Origin of the sequence: Serratia sp. JSRIV002 (assembly GCF_019968725.1) — a bacterium.
In the GTDB taxonomy this organism is placed as follows: Bacteria; Pseudomonadota; Gammaproteobacteria; order Enterobacterales; family Enterobacteriaceae; genus Chania; species Chania fonticola_B.
The window spans coordinates 5,809,193-5,832,247 of the sequence record NZ_CP074143.1 but is presented as its reverse complement, the minus strand read 5'-3'; the positions used below and the strand labels follow the sequence as shown (position 1 = coordinate 5,832,247).

Here is a 23,055-nt window from a genome sequence, read left to right as displayed (position 1 = left end):
AGTTTACACGGTAGGCTGGCAAATGTACGGATCCGATTGCGCGCTACATTTTATTCTGTATAATTTGCCGCCTTTGGTATAATCCCATATCAAAACCTATTATCAACCACGTGTGGTGTCTGGCGGAACAGGGCTGGATAGCGACACGGCCTTAACTGAGGTTCTCCCATGAAAAAAGGTATTCACCCTAAATACGAAGAAGTTACTGCAAACTGCTCTTGCGGTAACGTGATCAAAATCCGCTCTACCGTGGGTCACGATCTGAACCTGGACGTTTGTGGCGAATGCCACCCGTTCTACACTGGCAAGCAGCGTGATGTTGCTACCGGTGGCCGCGTTGACCGCTTCAACAAGCGTTTCAGCGTGCCAGGCGTTAAGAAATAAGTTTTCTTATCGTCAGATGAAAAAGGCGCCTTCGGGCGCCTTTTTTCGTTTTTGCCTTCGGTGCAGGCAGGATCAATATTCCCAGGTATCAGGGTCGACACCCAATTCTCGCATCAGTACTTTCGCGGCTTCAGGGATTTCATCGCTGCGTTCTTTGCGCAGGTCTTCATCGTTCGGCAGCGGCTGGCCGGTAAAGGCGTGCAGGAATGCTTCACACAGCAGTTCGCTGTTGGTGGCGTGGCGCAGGTTGTTTACCTGGCGACGAGTCCGTTCATCCGTCAGGATTTTCAGCACCTTCAGCGGAATGGATACCGTGATTTTTTTGACTTGCTCGCTCTTTTTACCGTGTTCAGCGTAAGGGCTGACATACTCGCCGTTCCACTCAGCCATGGGACACCTTAAAATTGTCTGAAAAATACAAAATTCTAAAAACCGGCCAATTATGCCCGATCTTCACTGTGCTCACTAAATAAATGTCTTCTTTACGCGATAAGGGTCACTGAATCTGATGATTTAATAGGCTATGCCTATGCATTGTTGGGCTGACATCTTATCAATATTACAAACCGCCATAATTTTAGCGGGTATTGTCCCTTTGCTCAATCTATACGCAAAGAAGTTTAGATGTCCAGATGTATTGACGTCTATATCCGCTGCGGTTAATCTTTAAGCCTCATTCCCCCACTTTCCGAGAGCCGAGCCACCCTATGACGCGTAAACCAGCCACGATTGCCGTACGTAGCGGTCTGAATGATGACGAACAGTACGGCTGCGTCGTTCCGCCGATCCATCTTTCCAGCACCTATAACTTCACCGATTTCAACCAGCCCCGAGCTCATGATTACTCACGCCGTGGTAACCCTACGCGTGATGTCGTGCAGCGTGCGCTGGCAGAATTGGAAGGAGGTGCGGGGGCGGTGATGACCGGGAGCGGGATGTCGGCAATCCATCTGGTGACCACGGTATTTCTCAAACCGAGCGATCTGCTGGTGGCCCCTCATGATTGCTACGGCGGCAGCTACCGCCTGTTCGATAGCCTGAGCAAACGCGGGGCGTATCGGGTGCTGTTTGTCGATCAAGGAAATGAAGCCGCATTGCGCGATGCGTTGGCGCAAAAACCGAAGTTGGTGCTGATCGAAAGCCCAAGCAACCCGCTATTACGCGTGGTGGATATCGCGGCCATCTGTAAAGCTGCCCACGAAGCCGGTGCGCTGACCGTGGTAGACAACACCTTCCTCAGCCCGGCGCTGCAACAGCCGATCGAACTGGGTGCCGATCTGGTCGTCCACTCTTGTACCAAATACCTCAACGGCCACTCCGACGTGGTTGCGGGCGCGGTGATTGCTAAAGATAAAGATCTGGCGGTCGAGCTGGCCTGGTGGGCCAACAATATCGGCGTCACCGGCGCGGCATTCGATAGCTATTTGTTATTGCGGGGGATGCGTACCCTGTCGCCGCGTATCAAGGCTGCACAACATAATGCCGAGGCGATTGTCGGCTATTTACAGCAGCAACCCTTGGTCAAAAAGCTGTATCATCCTTCCTTGCCAGAAAACCCTGGCCATGAGATTGCGTGCCGTCAGCAACGTGGGTTCGGTGCCATGCTCAGCTTTGAACTGGATGGGGATGAAGCGCTGCTGCGCCGTTTCCTGTCCGCTCTGGAGCTGTTTACGCTGGCGGAATCCCTGGGTGGCGTAGAAAGCCTGATCTCACATGCGGCAACCATGACTCACGCCGGTATGGCGCCAGAAGCGCGTGCCGCAGCGGGGATTTCCGAAAGCCTGCTGCGTGTTTCCGTGGGGATTGAAGACAGCGAAGATTTGATTGCCGATCTGGAACAAGCCTTCCAGGCGGCGGCTACGAGGTAAGTCATGAATGCAATTGCGGTAGCAGGGCCGGTTAGCGGGCGTCAACTGCACAAATTTGGCGGCAGCAGCCTGGCAGATGTGAAGTGTTATCTGCGGGTGGCCGGGATCATGGCCGAATACAGCCAGCCGGGTGACATGATGGTGGTGTCGGCGGCGGGGAGCACCACCAACCAACTGATCAGCTGGCTGAAGCTTAGCCAGAGCGATCGCCTTTCCGCGCATCAGGTGCAGCAAACGCTGCGCCGTTATCACAGTGAGCTGATCGGCGGGTTGTTGCCGGCGGAAACGGCGGAACCGCTGATTGCCGAATTTATCCACGATCTTGAGCGCCTGGCAATCCTGCTGGACGGCAAGGTTGATGATGCGGTGTATGCCGAAGTGGTGGGGCACGGTGAGATCTGGTCAGCACGCCTGATGGCTGCGGTGCTGAACAAGCAGGACATGCAGGCGGCATGGCTGGACGCGCGTGATTTCCTGCGTGCCGAACGTGCGGCACAGCCGCAGGTCGACGAAGGTCGTTCCTATCCGTTATTGCAGCAACTGCTGGCTCAACATCCCGGCAAACGTCTGGTAGTAACCGGCTTTATTTCGCGTAATGACAGCGGTGAAACCGTGCTGCTGGGGCGCAACGGCAGTGACTATTCTGCCACGCAGGTTGGCGCGTTGGCCGGAGTGGAGCGAGTCACCATCTGGAGCGACGTGGCCGGGGTTTACAGCGCCGATCCGCGCAAAGTGAAAGATGCCTGCCTGCTGCCGCTGTTGCGTCTGGATGAGGCCAGCGAGCTGGCCCGCCTGGCGGCTCCGGTGCTACATACCCGAACCTTGCAGCCGGTGTCTGGCAGCGATATCGATCTGCAACTGCGTTGCAGCTATCAGCCGGAGCAGGGGTCGACCCGTATCGAGCGCGTGCTGGCTTCCGGCACCGGTGCCAAAATTGTCACCAGCCACGATGATGTCTGCCTGATCGAACTCAGCGTTGCGCCGCAGCATGACTTCAAGCTGGCGCAGAAAGAGTTGGATCTGGTGCTCAAGCGCGCGCAGATCAAACCGTTGGCCGTAGGGGTTCATCCTGACCGTAACCTGATCCAGCTGTGCTACACCTCTGAAGTGGTGGGCAGCGTGCTGCGCATTTTGCAGGAGGCTGGGCTACCGGGTGAACTGCAACTGCGTGAAGGGTTGGCGCTGGTAGCGTTGGTGGGTGCGGGCGTGTGCAAAAATCCGCTGCATAGCCATCGTTTCTATCAGCAGTTGAAGGACCAGCCGGTGGAGTTCATCTGGCAGGCCGAGGATGGTATCAGCCTGGTGGCCGTGCTGCGTCAGGGGCCGACTGGTCTGCTGATCCAGGGCCTGCACCAAACGCTGTTCCGCGCGGAAAAGCGTATTGGCCTGGTGCTGTTTGGCAAAGGTAATATCGGTTCGCGTTGGCTGGAGCTGTTTGCTCGTGAACAGAAGAATATCTCTGCGCGCAGCGGCTTTGAGTTTAGCCTGGCAGGGGTGGTGGATAGCCGTCGCAGCCTGCTCGATTATGACGGATTGGATGCCAGCCGCGCGCTGGCGTTCTTTGAAGATGAAGCCCAGGAACTGGACGAAGAGTCGCTGTTCCTGTGGATGCGGGCGCACCCGTTCGACGATCTGGTTGTGCTCGACGTCACCGCCAGTGGGGAGTTGGCGGAGCAATATCTGGACTTTGCCAGCTATGGTTTCCATGTGATCAGCGCCAACAAGCTGGCGGGGGCCTCATGCAGTGCCAATTACCGCCAGATCCGCGATGCGTTTGCCAAAACGGGCCGCCACTGGCTGTATAACGCCACCGTGGGAGCCGGGTTACCGGTGAACCATACCGTGCGCGATCTGCGCGACAGCGGGGATAGCATCCTTGCGATCAGCGGCATCTTCTCCGGCACGCTTTCCTGGCTGTTTCTGCAGTTTGACGGCACGGTGCCGTTCACCGATCTGGTGGATCAGGCCTGGCAGCAGGGGCTGACGGAACCGGATCCGCGTGTTGACCTGTCAGGACAAGACGTGATGCGTAAGCTGGTGATCCTGGCGCGTGAAGCGGGTTATGACATTGAACCTAACCAGGTGCGTGTGGAGTCACTGGTGCCTGCAGGTGCGGAGCAAGGGTCCATCGACCAGTTCTTCGAGAACGGCGACGCGCTGAATCAGCAAATGCTACAGCGTTTCGAAGCGGCCAACGAAATGGGCCTGGTGCTGCGCCACGTGGCGCGTTTCGATGCTAATGGCAAAGCGCGCGTTGGCGTTGAGGCCGTGCGGCCAGAACACCCGCTGGCTTCGCTGCTGCCCTGTGACAACGTGTTTGCCATCGAGAGCCGCTGGTACCGCGACAACCCGCTGGTGATCCGTGGGCCAGGGGCCGGTCGCGACGTGACGGCTGGAGCCATCCAGTCTGACCTTAACCGCTTGGCACAACTGCTTTAAATCCTCGCTTTAGCCTCGGGGGTAGCGCCGCGCTGCCCCCGTTCAATCCTTCAACATGAAATTCTCTCATCTTGCGTGAGGATTAATCATCGTATCTCCCTCACTTTCCTGTTGACTCTTCAGGCAACATCCGGCATTTTCTATCTAGACGTCTAAACGTATAGACGCTTATTATAACGAAGCAAAACAGTGATCGATAAGAGGCGGACAGGGTATGAGTTTTTATCACGCAAACCAGCGGGAAGCGCTGAATCAGAGTCTGGCAGAGTTAAACGGCCAGATTAACGTGTCGTTCGAGTTCTTCCCGCCGCGCACCAGCGAGATGGAAGATACCTTGTGGCAGTCGATCGATCGCCTGAGCAGCCTCAAACCCAAGTTTGTTTCTGTGACCTACGGTGCCAACTCGGGTGAGCGCGACCGTACCCACAGTATCATCAAGGGGATCAAAGAGCGCACTGGTCTGGAAGCAGCGCCTCACCTGACCTGTATTGATGCCAGCCCGGCGCAGCTGCGTGAGATCGCTACTGATTACTGGAACAGCGGTATCCGCCATATCGTTGCGCTGCGTGGCGATTTACCACCAGGCGGTGGCAAGCCGGAGATGTATGCGACCGATCTGGTCACGCTGCTCAAAGACGTCGGCGACTTTGATATTTCTGTCGCGGCCTACCCGGAAGTGCATCCGGAAGCGAAAAGCGCCCAGTCAGACCTGATCAACCTGAAACGTAAAATCGATGCCGGTGCCAACCGTGCCATCACCCAGTTCTTCTTCGACGTTGAAAGTTATCTGCGTTTTCGTGACCGCTGTGTGACAGCTGGCATCGACGTAGAAATCGTGCCTGGCATTCTGCCGGTGTCCAACTTCAAGCAGCTACAGCGCTTTGCCACCATGACCAACGTGCGGGTGCCAAGCTGGATGACCAGCATGTTTGCCGGGCTGGATGACGATGCGGAAACCCGCAAGATGGTCGGCGCCAATATCGCCATGGATATGGTGAAGATCCTGAGCCGCGAAGGAGTCAAAGATTTCCACTTCTATACGCTCAACCGGGCGGAAATGAGTTACGCCATCTGCCATACCCTGGGCGTGCGCCCCGCTGCAGTGGTGGGCTGATAGATAGCGGTTGCCGTTGCGGCAACCGCGCCATTATCAAGGAACGGCCGGGTGCGTGAGCATCTCCACGAACCACTGCCGGAATCCTTCGACATCGATTTCCAGACAGACCTCGGCATTGGCTGGCAGTTTCAAACGATTGGCCAGATCGACGCAGGTCGTTCCTCTGGTCAGCTCACCTTGCGTCTCTACCGCCACATGGCAGGCCTGAGTGGTAAACAACTCGGGTTTTGCCAGATAGGCCAGAGCGCATAGATCATGCATTTTCAGCCCACGGCTCATACTCCCACCCCGATAGTGTTGGAACAGGCTATGCAGCATTGCTCCGGTTCGGTTCAGCGTCGGTAAGCTGGCGATCATCTCGGCGGTGAGCGTAGCCCGGTTGGTGACGTCCAGCCCGCACATGACAATCGGGATACCGCTGGCAAACACCATGCTGGCGGCCTCGGGATCCACGTAGATATTGAACTCCGCGTTTGGCGTATGGTTGCCACGGCTGGCGGAGCCTCCCATCATGACGATCCGCGCGATGGATGGTTTACATTCCGGGTAGAGCGTGAGCAACAGGGCAATGTTGGTTAACGGGCCAATCGGCACCAAGACTATCGGATCCTTGCTGGCCAGTAGCAGGTCACGCATCACTTCAACGGCATGACCGTCAAGGATCTGCCGTGTCGGCTTTTCAAACTCGTATCCATCCAGGCCAGAGTTGCCGTGAATATGGCTGGCATCCTCCAGTTTACGTACCAGCGGAGCTGCTGCCCCGCGAGCTACGGGCGTTGATGCGCCCAGGAAATGCAGCAGGCGTAGCGCATTGTTGGTGGTTTTATCCACGCTAACGTTGCCAGCGACCGTACTTACCAGGCGCAGGTCGATTTTGGGATGAAACAGCGCGGCAACCAGCGCGACGGCGTCATCAATACCGGGATCGGTATCCAGGATCATGGCAATAGGTGCAGAGTTAGAGGACATAATATCTCCCATACAGAGTTAGTGCTGATGGTCAAAATAGCTGATAGTGCTCATTTGCATCTCCTCAGAACGAATAGCGGATCAGCGTGAAAATCAGGGTGGCGATAAACCCGATCAGCAACGGCACCGAGGTTCTTTTGACCACCTCAATCGGGCTGACTTTGACTACTGATGCCACGATGATCACCACCGCAGAGACTGGCGACATCGCACGGATAAGGTTTGAGGTCAGCTGCATCGGCAGGGCAATCATCACCGGATCGACGTGAGCCTGAGTGGCTATCGAAGGTATGAGCTCGATAAAGGAGTAGAACACCGCATTACCGCTACCGCTGATCAGCGTGATCAGCGCGGTCAGGCCAGAGAAGATAAACATCAGGCCGATCCCGGCGTTGTTGACCTCTTTAACCAGCGAGGCCACGGTGCCGATGGCCCCGATGACGGTCAACCCGGCCACCAGGGTGCTGGCAGCCACGATCAACACCACCACCTGCGAGAAGCCTTGCCCCATGCCGGTAAAGAACAGCGACGAGTTTTTCATTTGCTCGCGCAGGTCGCCCTTGCGGATCAGTTCCACAATAAAGGCCAGGGCAAACGAGAACAGGGTAATTTCCACCAGGCCGATTTTTATCTGGCGGAAGAACAGGCCAAATACCACGATCAGGAATAACGGGATCAGCGGGAATATGGCGTAGTAAGCCGGAGGGAGCAGGCTGTTGGTGGCCAATTTACTCTCATCGACGTCGGTAAACGCGGCGGCACCCTGGCGCTTATCCATGTACTTTTGCCAGAAATAGTGCGCGATGCCGATAATGACCAGCACCGGCAGTGAGATAACGGCATGGTGCATAGTGACGTAGTCCACCACGTGTTCGAAACCCAGGATTTTGGCTGCGACCACATTATCGCCACCCAGCGGTGTGGGTACGATGGTGGCAGTGGTGGCAATGACCCCGGCGGCGCTGAGTGAGGACATGTTTGCCACGCGCAGAATGGGGTAAAGCGTAGCCATTAAAATCACGGCGAGTGAGGCGGCGCTGGGAATAATCAACGACAGCAGTGACCCTATCCAGAACACGATCGGTACCAGAATATAGGGGGAGCGGATCTTCGCGATGGGTTTTGACATGATTTTAACAGCGACATCGTTTGCGCCAATGTGCGACATATAAGCGGAAAAGCCGAACAGCACCATGATGATGATGCCTGCCCGGCTAAACTGCTTGATGAAATCCAGCTCGATTTGTTTTAACGGATCCAACCAGACGGTGCCCGTCCCCGTTCCGGCGCTCAAAATCGGCAAGCCCAAGGTGGCTGCCGCCAACATGAGTACGATCCCTGAGCTAAACAACACCAGCTTGGTGTCGTAATTCTTGGCAATGGCGTAACCGGCCACGACGAGTACTGCCAAGCTGATTATTAGTGCTACATCCATTTACTTTCCCTGTCATTATCAATCTTCATGATAAATATCTTTCTGTGGGGATATTTTCAAGAAGGTAAGGTCTTTGGCTATTACCAGTAACGAATAGTACCGGTAATTTTGATGTTAACTGCATTATTGGACCACAAGTTCAGCATAATCAATGCAAAAGGTGTGGTCAAACTGAGCATGGACTCAGAATGAGTGTCAGCAATGATAGTCTTGATAACCCGTAGCGAGTGACCGCTGGGGCAAAATATGCAGATTGGGAACGGGGGATCGCCGGGGGAAAATAAGCACCGACGCCGATCGCATCGGTGCTTGCTGCAAAGATGAAGCAATATTAGCCGGTGTTGCGCATCCCGGCTGCCACGCCAGCAATAGTGACCATCAGCGCCTGCTCAACGCGGGCATCCGGATGCTCCTGCTGGCGCGAACGGTGCAGCAGCTCGGCCTGCAACACGTTCAGCGGGTCGGTGTAGACGTTGCGCAACGCGATAGATTCAGCGATCCACGGCAGGTCTTCCATCAGATGGTCGTCGTTGGCAATGGTCAGCACCGTCTTGATATCGCTGGCCAATTGATCACGCAACTGTTGGCCGAGCGGCCACAGGGACTTGTCTACCAGACGCTGATCGTAGTATTCGGCCAGCCACAGGTCGGCTTTGGCGTATACCATCTCCAGCATTGCGATACGGGTAGAGAAGAACGGCCAGTTGTGGCACATGGCTTCCAACTGGTCCTGCTTGCCAGCCTTCACCGCTTCCTGCAGGCCAGCACCGGCACCCAGCCAGGCTGGCAGCATCAGGCGGTTCTGAGTCCAGGCGAAGATCCACGGAATGGCACGCAGGCTTTCAACACCGCCGTTCGGGCGGCGTTTGGCCGGGCGTGAACCCAATGGCAGTTTCCCCAGTTCCTGCTCTGGCGTAGCGGCGCGGAAGTAAGGCACAAACTCAGGGTTTTCACGCACGTAACCGCGATACATGTTGCACGAGGTTTCGGACAGTTCATCCATCAGCGTGCGCCATTCTGGCTTAGGCTCCGGCGGTGGCAACAGGTTGGCTTCCAACACCGCACCGGCGTACAGCGCCAGGCTGCTGATGGTGACTTCTGGCAGACCGAATTTAAAGCGGATCATCTCGCCCTGTTCGGTCACGCGCAGGCCACCTTTCAGGCTGCCTGGTGGTTGGGACAGCAGAGCGGCGTGCGCAGGTGCGCCACCACGGCCAATGGAACCACCACGGCCATGGAACAGCGTCAGTGCTACTCCGGCCTTCTCACAGGTTTTGATCAGTGCGTCCTGTGCACGGTATTGCGCCCAGGAGGCCGCCATCACGCCAGCATCTTTTGCCGAGTCGGAATAGCCGATCATGACCATCTGTTTGCCCTGAATAAAGCCGCGATACCAGTCGATGTTCAGCAACTGGGTCATCACGTCTTCGGCGTTGTTCAGATCGTCGAGGGTTTCGAACAGCGGGGCCACAGGTAGCGCGAATGGGCAACCAGTCTCCTTTAACAACAGGTGCACGGCCAAGACGTCGGACGGGGTACGTGCCATGGAAATGACGTAGGCGGCGATCGAACCTTGTGGCGCTTCGGCGACTACCTTGCAGGTTTCCAGCACTTCCTGAGTGTCTGCACTTGGCTCCCACTTCAGTGGCACTAGCGGACGCTTGGAGTTCAGCTCACGGATCAGGAATGCCTGCTTGTCGGCTTCTGACCAGCTCTCATAATCCCCCAGGCCCAGATAGCGGGTCAGTTCGGCAATGGCTTCGGTATGGCGGGTGCTTTCCTGGCGCACGTCGATACGCACCAGCGGCACGCCAAAGCAGCGTACGCGGCGCAGCGTATCCAGCAGTTGGCCGTTGGCGATAATGCTCATGCCACAGGCCACCAAAGATTGGTAGCAGGCATACAGCGGTTCCCACAGCTGCTCGTTATTTTCCAGCAGATCGTGCGGACGCAGCACGCGTTCACCCTTCAGGCGGCCTTCAAGGTAGGCCTGGGAGCTCATCAGCTGGCTGCGCAGTTGCTTCATCAATTCGCGATAAGGTTCTTGTACTTCGTCACCACCGGCAAGTTCGCGCAGCTCCGGGGTACATTCGGTCATCGACAGTTCGGAGACCAGTACCTGAATATCACGGGTGAACAGATCGCAGGCCTTCCAGCGGCTCAGCAACAGCACGTGACGGGTGATTTCGGCGGTCACGTTCGGGTTGCCGTCGCGGTCGCCACCCATCCAGGAGGTGAAGCGGATAGGCACGGCTTCTACCGGCAGGCGGTAATCGATGGAGTTTTCCAACTGTTCGTTGAATTCGCGTAGGAAGGCCGGTACGCCTTCCCACAGGCTGTTTTCCACCACGGCAAAGCCCCATTTGGCTTCATCGACCGGGGATGGGCGATTCTTGCGGATCTCGTCGGTATGCCAGGATTGCGCGACCAACTGGCGCAGACGGCGCATGATTTTATTACGCTCGTAGTCGGCCAGATCGTTATGGTCCAGCTGGCTCAGGCAGGTGTTCACCTCAACCAGCTTGTGGATCAGGGTGCGGCGGGTAATTTCCGTTGGGTGAGCGGTCAGGACCAGCTCGATGGAAAGATCGTCCACCGCCTTTTGCAGCTGTTTGTTATCCAGCTTGTTGTCTTTCAGCTTGGTAAACAACTGCGCCAAGGCTTCCGGGTTGCTGGCCGCTTCGCCGTGCGGCGAGATGCTGTGGTATTGCTCGGCAACGTTGGTCAGGTTGAGGAATTGACTGAAGGCGCGGGCAACGGGCAGCAGCTCATCGTTAGACAGGTTCTGCAGCGTAGAGAGCAGCTCCTGACGATGCGCCTCGTTACCGGCACGTGAGGATTTGGAAAGCTTACGGATAGTTTCAACGCGATCGAGAATATGCTCGCCCAGCGCTTCTTTAATGGTATCGCCTAGCAGTTTGCCGAGCATACTGACATTACTTCGCATTGCCGAATATTGTTCGTTCATATAATCCCTGACCCAGTTCTTTGCATACTTATCATCCTCCGATTGCAGCGTTTTTCACCACTATCTGAACACGATGAGTACGTGATTTTTCATCTTGTAAGTAAATTTCACGTGCCGTCGCAGCCTGCCGGTTTTAGCCGATCACGTGCCTGTCCAATCATCAATTGACACTATTTTTAGCAAAAAAACATCAAATTCGGCGTATTTTCTGAAATTTAATTACGCGCTGCCGGTTATCAGTCTGGCTTATCGGCGTAAATTGCTACGCCTTAAGAGGTAGGGGATGGTAACCCATTCCCCTGTTGTTATTAAGGTTTATTGCCGGCAGAAATGGTCGACCAACTGACCCAGCAGCTTACGCGTTGGCTCAATAAACGCGGTATCCAGATATTCATCCGGCTGATGCGCCTGGTTGATCGAACCTGGGCCGAGCACCAGCGTTGGGCATACTTCCTGGACGAACGGTGCTTCGGTGCAGTAATTGACCACTTCGGTGCGTGAACCCAGCAGTTTTTCAATCACCGCCACCATGTGATGGTCGGTTGGGCATTCGTAGCCAGGGATCGGCGGATGCAACTCATCGATCGTCAAGCGGCCAGGCCAACGTTGGCTTACCGGCGCCAGCGCTTCGTGCAGGAGTTCGTTGATGTTATCCAACGTCATCCCCGGCAATGGGCGAATATCCATATGCAGTTCACAGCAGGCACAGATACGGTTGGCCGCATCGCCGCCGCTGATATGGCCAAAGTTCATGGTTGGGTAAGGCACAGCAAACGCCGGGTTGTTGTAGCGCTCCTGTAGCGTTTTGCGCAATGCCATCAGATGCCCAATGGACTCATGCATCAGATCGATGGCATTGACGCCGCGCGCCGGATCGCTCGAATGGCCCGACTGGCCAACGATGCGGATCGCACTTGAGATATGGCCTTTGTGCGCGCGCACCGGTTGCAGCGAGGTTGGCTCGCCGATGATGGCAAAGTCCGGGCGGATTTTGCTGGAGGCAGCAAAGTAACGTGCACCAGCCATCGTCGTTTCTTCATCAGCGGTGGCTAAAATGTACAGCGGCTTGGTCAGCTTGCTGGCATCGATATCGCGTACCGCATCGAGGATAAAGGCGAAAAAACCCTTCATGTCGGCGGTACCCAGCCCGTACAGCTTGTTGTCGTGCTCGGTCAGGGTAAAGGGATCTCGCGTCCAGCGCCCCTGATCGTAAGGCACCGTGTCGGTATGGCCCGCCAGCAGCAGGCCGCCGCTGCCTTCGCCGAGGCTCGCCAGCAGGTTGAATTTGTTGCGGGTGTCCGGCACGGGCTGCACGTCGACGCGAAAGCCCAAATCGTTGAACCAGCCAGCCAGCAAGTTGATTAATGCTTCATTACTCTGATCGAGGGCGCCATCGGTGGCGCTGATCGACGGAGTGGCGATCAACGCCCGGTACAGCTCAATAAATGGAGGTAATTTCATCTTCACTGTTGACAGCCTTTGGTTAGGATAGTATCAATATTCATGCATTTATTTTGAATAAAAATACAGTAAGCTAGAGCGTAAGGGAACCTGTAACCCGGATGTTGATAAAAACATCACGCTCAACCACGTGGGTGAACCGCGCAACAACGCGACCAAGCCCTGCTACCGGGGTCGCCGTGACTCTTAGATTGCTAGCCAAGAAGGTGAAAGGCCACATGTTGAATACGCTGATTGTTGGTGCCAGCGGTTATGCCGGAGCAGAGCTCACGGCTTACCTGAATCGCCACCCACACATGAACATAACCGCTTTAGCGGTTTCAGCGCAAAGTGCAGATGCAGGAAAATTGCTTTCCGAGCTGCACCCTCAATTAAAAGGCATCGTCGATCTGCCATTACAACCGCTGGTTGACGTTGCCGCAGCGGCCAAAGGCATCGACGTTGTTTTCCTCGCGACCGCCCATGAGGTGAGCCACGACATCGCGCCAGCATTCCTGGCCGCCGGTTGCGTGGTGTTCGATCTCTCCGGCGCCTTCCGCGTACAGGATGCGGATTTTTATCAGCAATATTATGGCTTTACACACCAGCATGCCGACTGGCTGGCGCAGGCGGTTTACGGCCTGGCAGAGTGGCAGAGCGAAAAACTCAAGCAGGCGCAGCTGATTGCCGTGCCGGGCTGCTACCCAACGGCAGCGCAGCTGGCGCTCAAACCGCTGCTCGACAAGCAATTGCTGAACCTGGCTCAATGGCCAGTGATCAACGCCGTCAGTGGCGTGAGCGGTGCAGGGCGTAAAGCCAGCGTCACGACCAGTTTCTGTGAAGTCAGCCTGCAACCTTACGGCCTGTTCAATCACCGTCATCAGCCAGAAATCTCTGCTCATCTCGGGGTGCCGGTCATCTTTACGCCACATCTGGGTAACTTCCCACGGGGTATTCTGGAAACCATCACCTGCCGCCTGAACAAGGGTGTCACCGCGCAGGACGTGGCGGCGGCTTACCATGCGGCTTACGATGATAAACCGCTGGTACGGCTGTACGACCAAGGGGTGCCAGCACTGAAATCCGTGGTGGGCCTGCCGTTCTGTGATATCGGTTTTGCCGTTCAGGGCGAGCATCTGATCGTCGTAGCTGCAGAAGATAACCTGTTGAAAGGTGCGGCGGCCCAGGCGGTGCAGTGTCTGAATATCCGTTTCGGTTTCCCAGAAACCCAATCCTTACTTTAAATCAGCGTGAGTAAACAGCAATGAATCCATTGATTATCAAACTAGGTGGCGTGCTACTGGACAGTGAAGAAGCGCTGGAGCGTTTGTTTACCGCGCTGGATGTCTATCGCCAGGAACATCAGCGCCCGCTGGTGATCGTTCACGGCGGCGGCTGCGTGGTAGATGAGCTGATGAAACAGCTCTCCCTGCCGGTAGTGAAGAAGAACGGCCTGCGTGTCACTCCAGCCGATCAGATCGATATCATCACCGGCGCGCTGGCAGGAACGGCCAATAAAACCCTGCTGGCCTGGGCGGTGAAGCACAAAATTAATGCCGTTGGTCTGAGCCTGGCAGACGGTGGCAGCGTTGCGGTTACGCAGCTGGATCCAGCGTTGGGCCACGTAGGCCATGCAGTTCCAGGAACACCTGCGCTGCTCAATACCTTGTTAGGCGCTGGCTACCTGCCGGTGGTCAGCTCCATCGGCATCACTGCCGAGGGGCAACTGATGAACGTGAACGCCGATCAGGCAGCGACGGCCCTGGCCGCCACGCTGGGGGCGGATTTAATCCTGCTGTCGGATGTCAGCGGTATTCTCGACGGCAAAGGGCAGCGCATCGCGGAAATGACAGCACAAAAAGCCGAGCAACTGATTGCTCAAGGCATCATTACCGATGGTATGGTGGTGAAGGTCAATGCAGCGCTGGATGCTGCACGTACCCTTGGCCGCCCGGTAGATATCGCCAGCTGGCGTAATGCCGAAAAGCTCCCTGCTCTGTTTAATGGTGTGTCGATTGGCACCCGGATCCTCGCTTAAATTTAGAATTAAAAAGGAATAACACAATGCAAAACAAAGGCATCAAGAAAATCGTTCTGGCGTACTCCGGCGGTCTGGATACTTCGGCCATCATTCCATGGCTGAAAGAGAACTACGGCGGCTGTGAAGTGGTAGCCTTCGTGGCGGACATCGGCCAGGAGCGCGGCGATCTGGAAGGCGTTGAGCAGAAAGCTCTGCAATCCGGTGCCTCTGAGTGTCATGTTGTCGATCTACGTGAAGAGTTTATCCGTGACTACGTTTATCCGGTGCTGCAGACCGGCGCACTGTACGAAGGCAGCTACCTGCTGGGGACTTCAATGGCGCGTCCGATCATTGCCAAGGCTCAGGTTGAGCTGGCACTGAAAGTGGGTGCTGATGCGCTGTGTCACGGGGCTACCGGTAAAGGCAACGATCAGGTGCGTTTCGAAACCACCTATACCGCATTGGCTCCACACCTGAAGGTCGTCGCGCCTTGGCGTGAGTGGAACCTGCGTTCCCGTGAAGCACTGCTGGATTACCTGAAAGAGCGTAATATCCCAACCACCGCTTCGCTGGAGAAGATCTACAGCCGTGACGAAAACGCCTGGCACATCTCTACCGAAGGCGGCGTGCTGGAAAGCCCGTGGAATGCGCCAAACAAAGATTGCTGGGTCTGGACTGTCGATCCGTTGGAAGCACCGGACAAGCCAGAACAAGTGACCGTGACCGTTGAGAAAGGCTGTGTAGTGGCCGTTAACGGTGAAGCCATGAGCCCGTACAAGTGTCTGGAAGCCCTGAACGTGCTGGGTGCCAAACATGGCGTGGGCCGTATCGATATCGTGGAAAACCGCCTGGTAGGCATCAAATCCCGTGGTTGCTATGAAACCCCAGGAGGCACCATTATGGTTGCCGCGCTGCGCGGGATCGAGCAGTTGGTATTGGATCGTGATAGCTTTAAATGGCGTGAGCAGTTGGGCCTGGAAATGTCCTATGTGGTCTACGATGGCCGCTGGTTTGCTCCGCTACGTCGTTCCATTCAGGCTTCAGCACAAGCGCTGGCGGAAGAAGTTAACGGCGAAGTGGTATTGCAGCTGTATAAAGGCCAGGTGACGGCGATCCAGAAGAAATCGGCCAACAGCCTGTACTCAGAAGAATTTGCGACCTTTGGCGAAGACGAAGTTTACGATCACAGCCATGCGGGTGGCTTTATCCGTCTGTTCTCGCTCTCTTCCCGTATTCGCGCGTTGAACGAGAAGAAAAAGTAACGTCGTGGGTTTAGCGTCAATTTGAGGGGCGCAGCATGCTGCGCCCTTTCGCATACTTATTCAGGAGCAAGATTATGGCACTTTGGGGCGGACGGTTTAGTCAGGCAGCGGATCAGCGGTTCAAACAGTTAAATGATTCCCTGCGCTTTGACTATCGCCTGGCGGAACAGGATATTGTGGGCTCCGTCGCCTGGTCAAAAGCGCTGGTGACCGTCAACGTACTGACGTCAGCAGAGCAACAGCAGCTTGAGCAGGCACTGAACGTGCTGCTGGAAGAAGTGCAGGCCGATCCTCTGGCGATCGTTAACAGCGACGCAGAAGATATTCACAGCTGGGTCGAGCAGAAGCTGATCGAGAAAGTCGGCGATCTGGGCAAAAAGCTGCATACCGGCCGCAGCCGTAACGATCAGGTGGCCACCGATCTGAAACTGTGGTGCAAACATCAGGTTAGTGAACTGCTTCAGGCATTGATACAGCTGCAACAGGCGCTGGTGGAAACCGCCGAAGCCAATCAGGATGCGGTGATGCCGGGTTATACCCACCTGCAGCGCGCCCAGCCGGTGACTTTTGCCCACTGGTGCCTCGCTTACGTTGAGATGCTGGCGCGTGATGAAAGCCGCCTGCAGGATACGTTGAAACGCCTGGACGTCAGCCCGCTGGGTAGCGGTGCCTTGGCCGGAACCGCTTATCCTATCGACCGTGAACAACTGGCTGGCTGGTTGGGCTTTGCCTCTGCTACGCGCAACAGTCTGGACAGCGTCTCCGATCGTGACCACGTGCTGGAACTGCTGTCCAATGCGGCCATCAGCATGGTGCACCTGTCGCGCTTTGCCGAAGACCTGATCTTCTTCAACAGCGGCGAAGCGGCGTTTGTCGAGCTTTCGGATCGCGTGACCTCTGGCTCATCCCTGATGCCGCAGAAGAAAAACCCGGATGCGCTAGAGCTGATCCGTGGCAAGTCTGGCCGCGTGCAAGGGGCTTTGACCGGCATGATGATGACGTTGAAAGGCCTGCCGTTGGCCTACAACAAAGACATGCAGGAAGACAAAGAAGGGCTGTTCGACGCGCTCGACACCTGGATGGATTGCCTGCAGATGGCGGCGTTGGTGCTGGACGGCATTCAGGTGAAGCGCCCGCGTTGCCAGGAAGCGGCACAGCAAGGTTATGCTAACGCCACTGAGCTGGCCGACTATCTGGTTGCCAAAGGCGTGCCGTTCCGCGAAGCGCACCACATTGTGGGTGAAGCGGTAGTGGAAGCGATCCGCCAGGGCAAACCGTTGGAAGACCTGCCGTTGAGCGATTTGCAGAAATTCAACAGCGTGATTGGTGACGACGTTTATCCGATCCTGTCGCTGCAATCTTGCCTGGATAAGCGCGCGGCCAAGGGCGGCGTTTCTCCTCAGCAGGTTGCCTATGCAATCGCAGAGGCGAAAAAACGCCTGTTCTAAGCTACGCCGAGGGCAGCGCAATGCTGCCCTTATCCTGCCAACCGGGCGCACAAATAGCGGTTCAGGCTAACGCCTTCATCCATAGCATTAATCGCCAGGCGGCGATGCTGTTCCGGGGTCATCCGCAGCACCAGTTTCCCACTGAAATTTTTCTCTGCCAGTGCCTCTGGCGGCGTTTCACCTTGGGAAAGCATATCGGCAATCACATCGCGGACCAGCTTTTCAATGCCGTCCAGCGCTGCGGTGCGGGTAGGTGCCAGCCATGACAGAGAAGGAAACTCCGTACAGAGGCCGACATACTCGCTATCCTCCGTTGACCAGGTGATGCGGTAAGTGTAGTGCTCATGTTTTTCCATTTTCTTCCTCCAGTTTGATCAGCGCGCTGATCACCTGTTTGACCTGATATACCTTTGCCATGCCGCTATCTGCACGTTGGATATTCACGCGTGGATCCCCCGGCCAAGGCATTTTGTAAACCTTGTGACTGCCACCGTTCAAGCGGGGTGGGCCAAACCAGTAGGTGCAGATCTTTACTAATGTGTTGAATTTGATATTGGCTTGCCGCTGTTGCAGATCGTCAATGGTTTCTCTGAGTCCTTTCATTTAGCTGTCCCATATTAGTATCAATATTAGTATCATTTCAAGGTGAGGGAGCATAAAAATGACGCTAAAACCAAAACTCGGCAAGCAAGGAGATTCAAGGTTGGAATGCCATACGCAAAAAAACCGGGCGCGAAGGCCCGGTGGATGGTGACTGATAGCAGAGATAAAGGCTTATTCGCCAGGGCAACGCTGGCAGCGTTCGGCCTCAGACTCACCCAGCTTCAGCTTGGCTTGCAGATCGCGTAGCGCGGTTCGCAACCCTTCTTCGATCACCGGATGATAGAACGGCATATCCAGCATTTGGTCGATGGTCATCTGCTGCTGATGTGCCCAGGCCAGCAGATGGGCGATATGCTCCACGTCTGGCCCCATCATCTCTGCCCCCAGGAAGCGGCCAGTCCCTTGCTCGCCATAGACGTGCAAGATGCCTTTATTGCGTAGTATCACCCGGGAACGGCCCTGGTTTTCGAAGGATACGGCACCCACTTCAAAACAGCCACAGGCGCTGAATTTCTGGTTCAGTTCACGGAAGGTTGAGCCGACCATGGCAATTTGCGGGTCTGAAAACACCACGGAAATCGCACTGCGACGTAACCCTGGCGTTACTTCTGGGAAGCTGCCCGCGTTGTGCCCGGCAATACGAGCCTGATCGCTGGCTTCGTGGAGCAGTGGCAATTGGTTGCTGGCATCGCCGGCGATGAAAATATGCGGCACGCTGGTTTGCATGGTTAAGAGATCGGCCTGTGGTACGCCTTTGGCATCCAGCACCAGGGTGGTATTTTCCAACCCCAGCTTGTCGACGTTCGGACGGCGGCCGGTGGCGGCCAGCACGTAATCCACCATCATTTCCTGCGGTTGACCGTGCAGATCCTGGTAGCGGATAAACACTTTGTCGCCTTCGCGCTGCATGATGTCTACTTTGACATCCGGGTCGAGATAGAACTCTTCACCCAGCGTTTTAGCGGCATATTCCCGCACTACGCTGTCGGTCAGCGGGCCAACCGCGCCGCCAACGCCGAACACTTTGGTGGCAACGCCAAGGCGATGCAGCGCCTGGCCCAGTTCCAATCCGATCACCCCTGGGCCAAATACCGCGACGGACTGCGGCAAATCATCCCAGTTAAACACATCATCATTGACGATCAGGCGGTCGCCAAGGTCGTTCCACGGCGCAGGCCAGCTAGAGCGGGAACCGGTGGCAATCACGATACGCTGCGCGACGATGCGCGTATGCTCGTCAACCTGCAGGGTGTTGTCGTCAATGAAGCGGGCATAGCCCTGAATTTTATCTGCGGCCGGGATGCTATCGACCCCTTCCAGTACAAAACCGACGAAGCGATCGCGCTCGCGTTTGACGCGATCCATCACTTCACGGCCATTAATGGTGGTTTTTCCCGCAGGATGGATGCCAAACCCTGGAGCACGTTCGATCTGATGCACCGCTTCTGCCGCAGCAATCAGCAATTTGGAAGGCATACAGCCAACGCGGGCACAGGTAGTGCCAAAAGGTCCGCCCTCAATCATCACCACGCTCGGGGTAGAAAGTTTTGCTGCGCGGTAAGCGCCTAGTCCGGCTGTGCCGCCGCCAATAACGGCGACGTCGACATTCAACAGTTTCATATCCGCTCCTGAAGGGAATAAAAAAAGGGCGGGTTAGCACCCGCCAAAGGTCACATTACTTCTATTCCGCTAGGTTTTTCAGGCGACAGATTGTTGAACCGTGCCTGAGACCCATCGGGTTTATTTTTATCATTCAGGCTGACAGGAAGTTTTCCAGATCGTCGCTACCACCGATGTGGCGACCACCGATAAACACCTGTGGCACGGTAGCGCGGCCGCTGACAGCGCGCAGGCTGACCGTGGTCGCGTCTTGGCCCAACACGATTTCTTCATATTGGATCCCGCGCTCTTGCAGCATTTGTTTGGCTTTGGCGCAGAACGGGCAGCCCGGCTTGGTAAACAGGGAGACCGATTCCTGCACTTGGAATTCCGGTGCCAGGTACTTCAGCATGGTATCGGCGTCAGAGACTTCAAACGGGTCGCCCGGCTTGTTTGGCTCGACGAACATTTTTTCTACCACGCCGTTACGCACCAGCATGGAGTAGCGCCATGAACGTGGGCCAAAGCCCAGATCGGCTTTCTCAACCAGCATGTTCATGCCCTTGGTGAACTCACCGTTGCCGTCCGGCACGAAGGTAATATTTTCGGCGTGTTGATCGGCTTTCCAGGCGTTCATCACAAAGGTGTCGTTCACCGAGACGCACAGGATGCTGTCAACGCCGTGTTGCTTGAACACGCTGGACAGTTCGTTATAGCGCGGCAAATGGCTTGATGAGCAGGTTGGGGTGAACGCGCCCGGCAAGGAGAACACGATCACGGTTTTGTCTTTGAACAGGTCATCAGTGGTCACGTCAATCCATTGGTCGCCCTGGCGAGTATGGAAGGTAACCTGAGGGACTTTTTTGCCTTCTTGACTGGTAAACATGAATTAACCCCTTAATTAGAAAAATGAATTTTTTATGTTGGCGCCGTTGCGCTTCGTTGGGGGACATTATTCACTGCGGGGCTTGATAGTTCTAATCACTCGTTGCTATCTTATCTATCGCCATGAGCTATCATGGCCAGGAGGGAAACAACAATGAATATTCGTGATTTAGAGTATCTGGTCGCCTTGGCCGAGCACCGCCACTTCCGGCGCGCTGCCGACTCATGCCATGTCAGCCAACCAACATTGAGTGGGCAGATCCGTAAGCTGGAAGACGAGTTGGGCGTGATGCTGCTTGAGCGGACCAGCCGTAAGGTGCTTTTCACACAGGCAGGCTTACTGCTGGTGGAGCAGGCGCGCACCGTGCTACGCGAAGTCAAAGTCTTGAAGGAAATGGCCAGCCAGCAGGGGGAGGCGATGTCCGGGCCGTTGCATATCGGCCTGATCCCTACCGTGGGGCCTTATCTGCTGCCGCAGATTATCCCGACGCTGCATAAATCATTTCCCAAGTTGGAAATGTACCTGCACGAAGCACAAACCCATCAACTGCTGGCACAGCTGGACAGCGGCAAGTTGGACTGCGCTATTCTTGCCCTGGTGAAAGAGACCGAAGCCTTCATCGAAGTGCCTTTGTTCGATGAGCCGATGCAATTGGCAGTCTATTCCGACCATCCGTGGGCGCAGCGTGAACGCGTGGCGATGGCCGATTTGGCGGGTGAAAAACTGCTGATGCTGGAAGATGGCCACTGTTTACGCGATCAGGCGCTGGGCTTTTGCTTCCAGGCCGGTGCGGATGAGGATACCCACTTCCGCGCGACCAGTCTGGAAACGCTGCGTAATATGGTTGCCGCGGGCAGTGGGATAACGCTGTTACCCGCCTTGGCGGTGCCGCGTGAGCGTGAGCGTGACGGCGTGTGCTATCTGGAGTGCTACAAACCGGAACCGAAGCGCACCATTGCTCTGGTGTATCGCCCCGGCTCCCCGCTGCGTAGCCGCTATGAGCAGTTGGCCGAGGCTATTCGCGAACACATGCAGAACTACCTGGACGCGAACTTAAAACAGGCGGTTTAAGCCGTTTAGCGCTGCTACACGGTAGGCTTCGGCCATGGTCGGATAGTTGAAGGTGGTATTGACGAAATACTCGATGGTATTACCTTCACCTTTCTGTTCCATGATCGCCTGACCGATGTGAATGATCTCTGCCGCACGTTCACCAAAGCAGTGGATCCCCAGGATCTGCAAGGTATCGCGGTGGAACAGGATCTTCAGGCTACCCACGTTCATGCCGGCAATCTGCGCCCGGGCCAGGTGTTTGAACTGGGCGCGGCCCACTTCGTAGGGCACTTTCATCGCCGTCAGTTCCTGCTCGGTTTTACCGACGGAGCTGATTTCTGGAATGGTATAAATGCCCGTTGGAATGTCTTCGATCAGATGCCCGCTGGCTTCCCCAGAGGAGATGGCCTGAGCGGCGATGCGTCCCTGATCATAAGCAGCAGACGCCAGACTCGGATAGCCGATCACGTCACCCACGGCATAAATGTGGGATACGGCGGTCTGATACATGCTGTTGACCTTCAGCAGGCCACGGCTGTCTGATTCCAGACCCACATTTTCCAGGCCTAGCGCATCGGTATTACCGGTACGGCCATTGGCGTACAGCAGGCAATCGGCCTTCACTTTCTTGCCGGATTTCAGATGCACAATCACGCCATCGTCGGTACCCTCGATCTTCTCGAACTCTTCATTGTGGCGGATCACCACGCCGTTATTCCAGAAGTGGTAAGACAGAGAATCTGACATCTCCTGATCGAGGAACGCCAGCAGCCGATCGCGGGTGTTGATCAAATCCACCTTCACGTTCAAACCGCGGAAGATAGAAGCATATTCGCAGCCAATCACCCCAGCGCCGTAGATAATCACGTGGCGTGGCTCGTGGTTCAGCTCCAGGATGGAGTCGCTGTCATAAATGCGCGAGTGGTTAAAATCAACGCCGTTCGGATGATAAGGGCGTGAACCACAGGCGATCACAATATGGTCGGCGCGGATGGTATCCTGCGTGCCATCCATATAGCTTACGCTGACGGTGTTGGCGTCGATAAACTTGGCGTTACCGGCGAACAGCTTGCACTGGTTACGTTCGTAGAACCCTTGGCGCATGCGCGTTTGCTGGTTAATCACGCTGTCGGCGTGGCGTAAAATGTCAGGGAAGGTGGCACTAAGGGTGCGGGAGTTATTGTAAAGCGGGTTCTGGTTGAATTCGATAATGCGGCTGACGGCGTGGCGGAGGGCTTTTGAGGGGATGGTTCCCCAGTGAGTACAGCCGCCGCCCACGTTATTGTACCGTTCGATCACGGCCACGCGGGCACCTTGTTTCACCAGACCCATGGCTGCGCCTTCACCACCAGGGCCGGAGCCGATGATAATGGCATCAAATTGATAGTGTTGTTGCATGTAGGAGAGACCTGTTCTTATACAAATTTACAACGGTATCTTAACATCATAGCGCTGCGTGCCCAATTACCATTAGCCTTTTTGTGGCAAAGCACAATCGGTGTGGCCTAGAACTGTGACAAAGCGCGTTTGTATAAATGCTGTTGCAATAAATTTGCTATATTGC

General features: G+C 55.8%; 19 protein-coding genes. 9 read left to right on the top strand and 10 right to left on the bottom strand.

What is annotated here, in order from left to right; genetic code table 11:
• Positions 1–168: 168 nt before the first annotated feature.
• A complete protein-coding gene (rpmE, locus tag KGP26_RS27320; RefSeq protein ID WP_021181895.1) occupies positions 169–384 on the top strand; it encodes a 50S ribosomal protein L31 in 216 nt (71 codons plus the stop codon).
• A 72-nt stretch (positions 385–456) separates the two neighbouring features.
• On the opposite strand, the gene metJ is transcribed toward rpmE, so the two are convergent.
• Positions 457–774 carry a met regulon transcriptional regulator MetJ gene (gene metJ, locus KGP26_RS27315; protein ID WP_006317756.1) on the bottom strand — a complete coding sequence of 106 codons (318 nt, stop codon included), beginning with the start codon at positions 772–774 and terminating at the stop codon, positions 457–459.
• Positions 775–1,091: 317 nt separating this feature from the next.
• On the opposite strand from metJ, the gene metB reads away from it, so the two are divergent.
• From metB to metF, 3 genes are all read left to right on the top strand, one after another.
• Positions 1,092–2,252 (top strand): cystathionine gamma-synthase, encoded by a 1,161-nt coding sequence (gene metB / locus KGP26_RS27310; RefSeq protein ID WP_223664800.1) that lies wholly within the window; start codon positions 1,092–1,094, stop codon positions 2,250–2,252.
• 3 nt (positions 2,253–2,255) lie between these two features.
• Positions 2,256–4,691 (top strand): bifunctional aspartate kinase/homoserine dehydrogenase II, encoded by a 2,436-nt coding sequence (locus KGP26_RS27305; protein ID WP_021807218.1) that lies wholly within the window; start codon positions 2,256–2,258, stop codon positions 4,689–4,691.
• A 214-nt stretch (positions 4,692–4,905) separates the two neighbouring features.
• Positions 4,906–5,805, top strand: coding sequence for a methylenetetrahydrofolate reductase (metF, locus tag KGP26_RS27300; RefSeq protein WP_021807217.1), 900 nt, complete (start codon positions 4,906–4,908; stop codon positions 5,803–5,805).
• A gap of 36 nt (positions 5,806–5,841) precedes the next feature.
• Here metF and rihC read toward each other — a convergent pair whose 3' ends face one another.
• The 4 genes from rihC to argE all read right to left on the bottom strand — a co-directional run bounded on the left by rihC (position 5,842) and on the right by argE (position 12,641).
• Entirely contained in the window at positions 5,842–6,777 is a 936-nt protein-coding gene (rihC, locus tag KGP26_RS27295; RefSeq protein WP_223664799.1) for a ribonucleoside hydrolase RihC, read from the bottom strand.
• A gap of 64 nt (positions 6,778–6,841) precedes the next feature.
• Complete coding sequence (gene dcuC, locus KGP26_RS27290) at positions 6,842–8,212, bottom strand: C4-dicarboxylate transporter DcuC (RefSeq protein ID WP_037376433.1); 1,371 nt, start codon at positions 8,210–8,212, stop codon at positions 6,842–6,844.
• A gap of 331 nt (positions 8,213–8,543) precedes the next feature.
• Positions 8,544–11,180 carry a phosphoenolpyruvate carboxylase gene (gene ppc / locus KGP26_RS27285; RefSeq protein ID WP_223664798.1) on the bottom strand — a complete coding sequence of 879 codons (2,637 nt, stop codon included), beginning with the start codon at positions 11,178–11,180 and terminating at the stop codon, positions 8,544–8,546.
• Positions 11,181–11,495: 315 nt separating this feature from the next.
• Positions 11,496–12,641 carry an acetylornithine deacetylase gene (gene argE / locus KGP26_RS27280; RefSeq protein ID WP_037376432.1) on the bottom strand — a complete coding sequence of 382 codons (1,146 nt, stop codon included), beginning with the start codon at positions 12,639–12,641 and terminating at the stop codon, positions 11,496–11,498.
• A gap of 218 nt (positions 12,642–12,859) precedes the next feature.
• Between argE and argC the strand changes: the two genes are divergently transcribed.
• The 4 genes from argC (at position 12,860) to argH (ending at position 17,350) form a co-directional block, all read left to right on the top strand.
• Positions 12,860–13,864: an N-acetyl-gamma-glutamyl-phosphate reductase gene (argC, locus tag KGP26_RS27275; protein ID WP_021181907.1), complete on the top strand. Its 1,005-nt coding sequence runs from the start codon at positions 12,860–12,862 to the stop codon at positions 13,862–13,864.
• A gap of 20 nt (positions 13,865–13,884) precedes the next feature.
• Entirely contained in the window at positions 13,885–14,658 is a 774-nt protein-coding gene (gene argB / locus KGP26_RS27270) for an acetylglutamate kinase (protein WP_021181908.1), read from the top strand.
• A gap of 26 nt (positions 14,659–14,684) precedes the next feature.
• A complete protein-coding gene (locus KGP26_RS27265; RefSeq protein ID WP_021181909.1) occupies positions 14,685–15,902 on the top strand; it encodes an argininosuccinate synthase in 1,218 nt (405 codons plus the stop codon).
• Positions 15,903–15,976: 74 nt separating this feature from the next.
• Entirely contained in the window at positions 15,977–17,350 is a 1,374-nt protein-coding gene (argH, locus tag KGP26_RS27260; protein ID WP_021807213.1) for an argininosuccinate lyase, read from the top strand.
• Between the two features lie 29 nt (positions 17,351–17,379).
• Here argH and KGP26_RS27255 read toward each other — a convergent pair whose 3' ends face one another.
• The 4 genes from KGP26_RS27255 to KGP26_RS27240 all read right to left on the bottom strand — a co-directional run bounded on the left by KGP26_RS27255 (position 17,380) and on the right by KGP26_RS27240 (position 20,438).
• A complete protein-coding gene (locus KGP26_RS27255; protein WP_021807212.1) occupies positions 17,380–17,706 on the bottom strand; it encodes a type II toxin-antitoxin system HicB family antitoxin in 327 nt (108 codons plus the stop codon).
• The gene (locus KGP26_RS27250) at positions 17,693–17,953 is read right to left on the bottom strand and encodes a hypothetical protein (RefSeq protein WP_021807211.1); all 261 of its coding nucleotides are present in this window, start codon (positions 17,951–17,953) and stop codon (positions 17,693–17,695) included. The genes KGP26_RS27255 and KGP26_RS27250 overlap by 14 nt, the downstream gene beginning before the upstream one ends.
• Positions 17,954–18,124: 171 nt before the next feature.
• Positions 18,125–19,573 carry a dihydrolipoyl dehydrogenase gene (locus KGP26_RS27245; protein WP_223664797.1) on the bottom strand — a complete coding sequence of 483 codons (1,449 nt, stop codon included), beginning with the start codon at positions 19,571–19,573 and terminating at the stop codon, positions 18,125–18,127.
• 133 nt (positions 19,574–19,706) lie between these two features.
• Entirely contained in the window at positions 19,707–20,438 is a 732-nt protein-coding gene (locus KGP26_RS27240; RefSeq protein ID WP_021181914.1) for a glutathione peroxidase, read from the bottom strand.
• A 153-nt stretch (positions 20,439–20,591) separates the two neighbouring features.
• On the opposite strand from KGP26_RS27240, the gene oxyR reads away from it, so the two are divergent.
• The gene (gene oxyR, locus KGP26_RS27235) at positions 20,592–21,509 is read left to right on the top strand and encodes a DNA-binding transcriptional regulator OxyR (RefSeq protein WP_021181915.1); all 918 of its coding nucleotides are present in this window, start codon (positions 20,592–20,594) and stop codon (positions 21,507–21,509) included.
• Here the strand turns inward: oxyR and sthA are convergent.
• Positions 21,492–22,889, bottom strand: coding sequence for a Si-specific NAD(P)(+) transhydrogenase (gene sthA, locus KGP26_RS27230; RefSeq protein ID WP_021807209.1), 1,398 nt, complete (start codon positions 22,887–22,889; stop codon positions 21,492–21,494). The genes oxyR and sthA overlap by 18 nt on opposite strands.
• Between the last annotated feature and the right edge of the window lie 166 nt (positions 22,890–23,055).

What these genes read in the sequence shown, in the direction of transcription:
- rpmE (WP_021181895.1), top strand. Translation starts at nt 169, where the DNA reads ATGAAAAAAGGTATTCACCCTAAATACGAAGAAGTTACTGCAAACTGC.
- argC (WP_021181907.1), top strand. Translation starts at nt 12,860, where the DNA reads ATGTTGAATACGCTGATTGTTGGTGCCAGCGGTTATGCCGGAGCAGAG.
- argH (WP_021807213.1), top strand. Translation starts at nt 15,977, where the DNA reads ATGGCACTTTGGGGCGGACGGTTTAGTCAGGCAGCGGATCAGCGGTTC.
- dcuC (WP_037376433.1), bottom strand. Translation starts at nt 8,212, where the DNA reads ATGGATGTAGCACTAATAATCAGCTTGGCAGTACTCGTCGTGGCCGGT.
- ppc (WP_223664798.1), bottom strand. Translation starts at nt 11,180, where the DNA reads ATGAACGAACAATATTCGGCAATGCGAAGTAATGTCAGTATGCTCGGC.
- metB (WP_223664800.1), top strand. Translation starts at nt 1,092, where the DNA reads ATGACGCGTAAACCAGCCACGATTGCCGTACGTAGCGGTCTGAATGAT.
- KGP26_RS27245 (WP_223664797.1), bottom strand. Translation starts at nt 19,573, where the DNA reads ATGAAACTGTTGAATGTCGACGTCGCCGTTATTGGCGGCGGCACAGCC.
- KGP26_RS27255 (WP_021807212.1), bottom strand. Translation starts at nt 17,706, where the DNA reads ATGGAAAAACATGAGCACTACACTTACCGCATCACCTGGTCAACGGAG.
- argE (WP_037376432.1), bottom strand. Translation starts at nt 12,641, where the DNA reads ATGAAATTACCTCCATTTATTGAGCTGTACCGGGCGTTGATCGCCACT.
- KGP26_RS27305 (WP_021807218.1), top strand. Translation starts at nt 2,256, where the DNA reads ATGAATGCAATTGCGGTAGCAGGGCCGGTTAGCGGGCGTCAACTGCAC.
- KGP26_RS27250 (WP_021807211.1), bottom strand. Translation starts at nt 17,953, where the DNA reads ATGAAAGGACTCAGAGAAACCATTGACGATCTGCAACAGCGGCAAGCC.
- sthA (WP_021807209.1), bottom strand. Translation starts at nt 22,889, where the DNA reads ATGCAACAACACTATCAATTTGATGCCATTATCATCGGCTCCGGCCCT.
- KGP26_RS27240 (WP_021181914.1), bottom strand. Translation starts at nt 20,438, where the DNA reads ATGTTTACCAGTCAAGAAGGCAAAAAAGTCCCTCAGGTTACCTTCCAT.
- argB (WP_021181908.1), top strand. Translation starts at nt 13,885, where the DNA reads ATGAATCCATTGATTATCAAACTAGGTGGCGTGCTACTGGACAGTGAA.
- oxyR (WP_021181915.1), top strand. Translation starts at nt 20,592, where the DNA reads ATGAATATTCGTGATTTAGAGTATCTGGTCGCCTTGGCCGAGCACCGC.
- metF (WP_021807217.1), top strand. Translation starts at nt 4,906, where the DNA reads ATGAGTTTTTATCACGCAAACCAGCGGGAAGCGCTGAATCAGAGTCTG.
- metJ (WP_006317756.1), bottom strand. Translation starts at nt 774, where the DNA reads ATGGCTGAGTGGAACGGCGAGTATGTCAGCCCTTACGCTGAACACGGT.
- KGP26_RS27265 (WP_021181909.1), top strand. Translation starts at nt 14,685, where the DNA reads ATGCAAAACAAAGGCATCAAGAAAATCGTTCTGGCGTACTCCGGCGGT.
- rihC (WP_223664799.1), bottom strand. Translation starts at nt 6,777, where the DNA reads ATGTCCTCTAACTCTGCACCTATTGCCATGATCCTGGATACCGATCCC.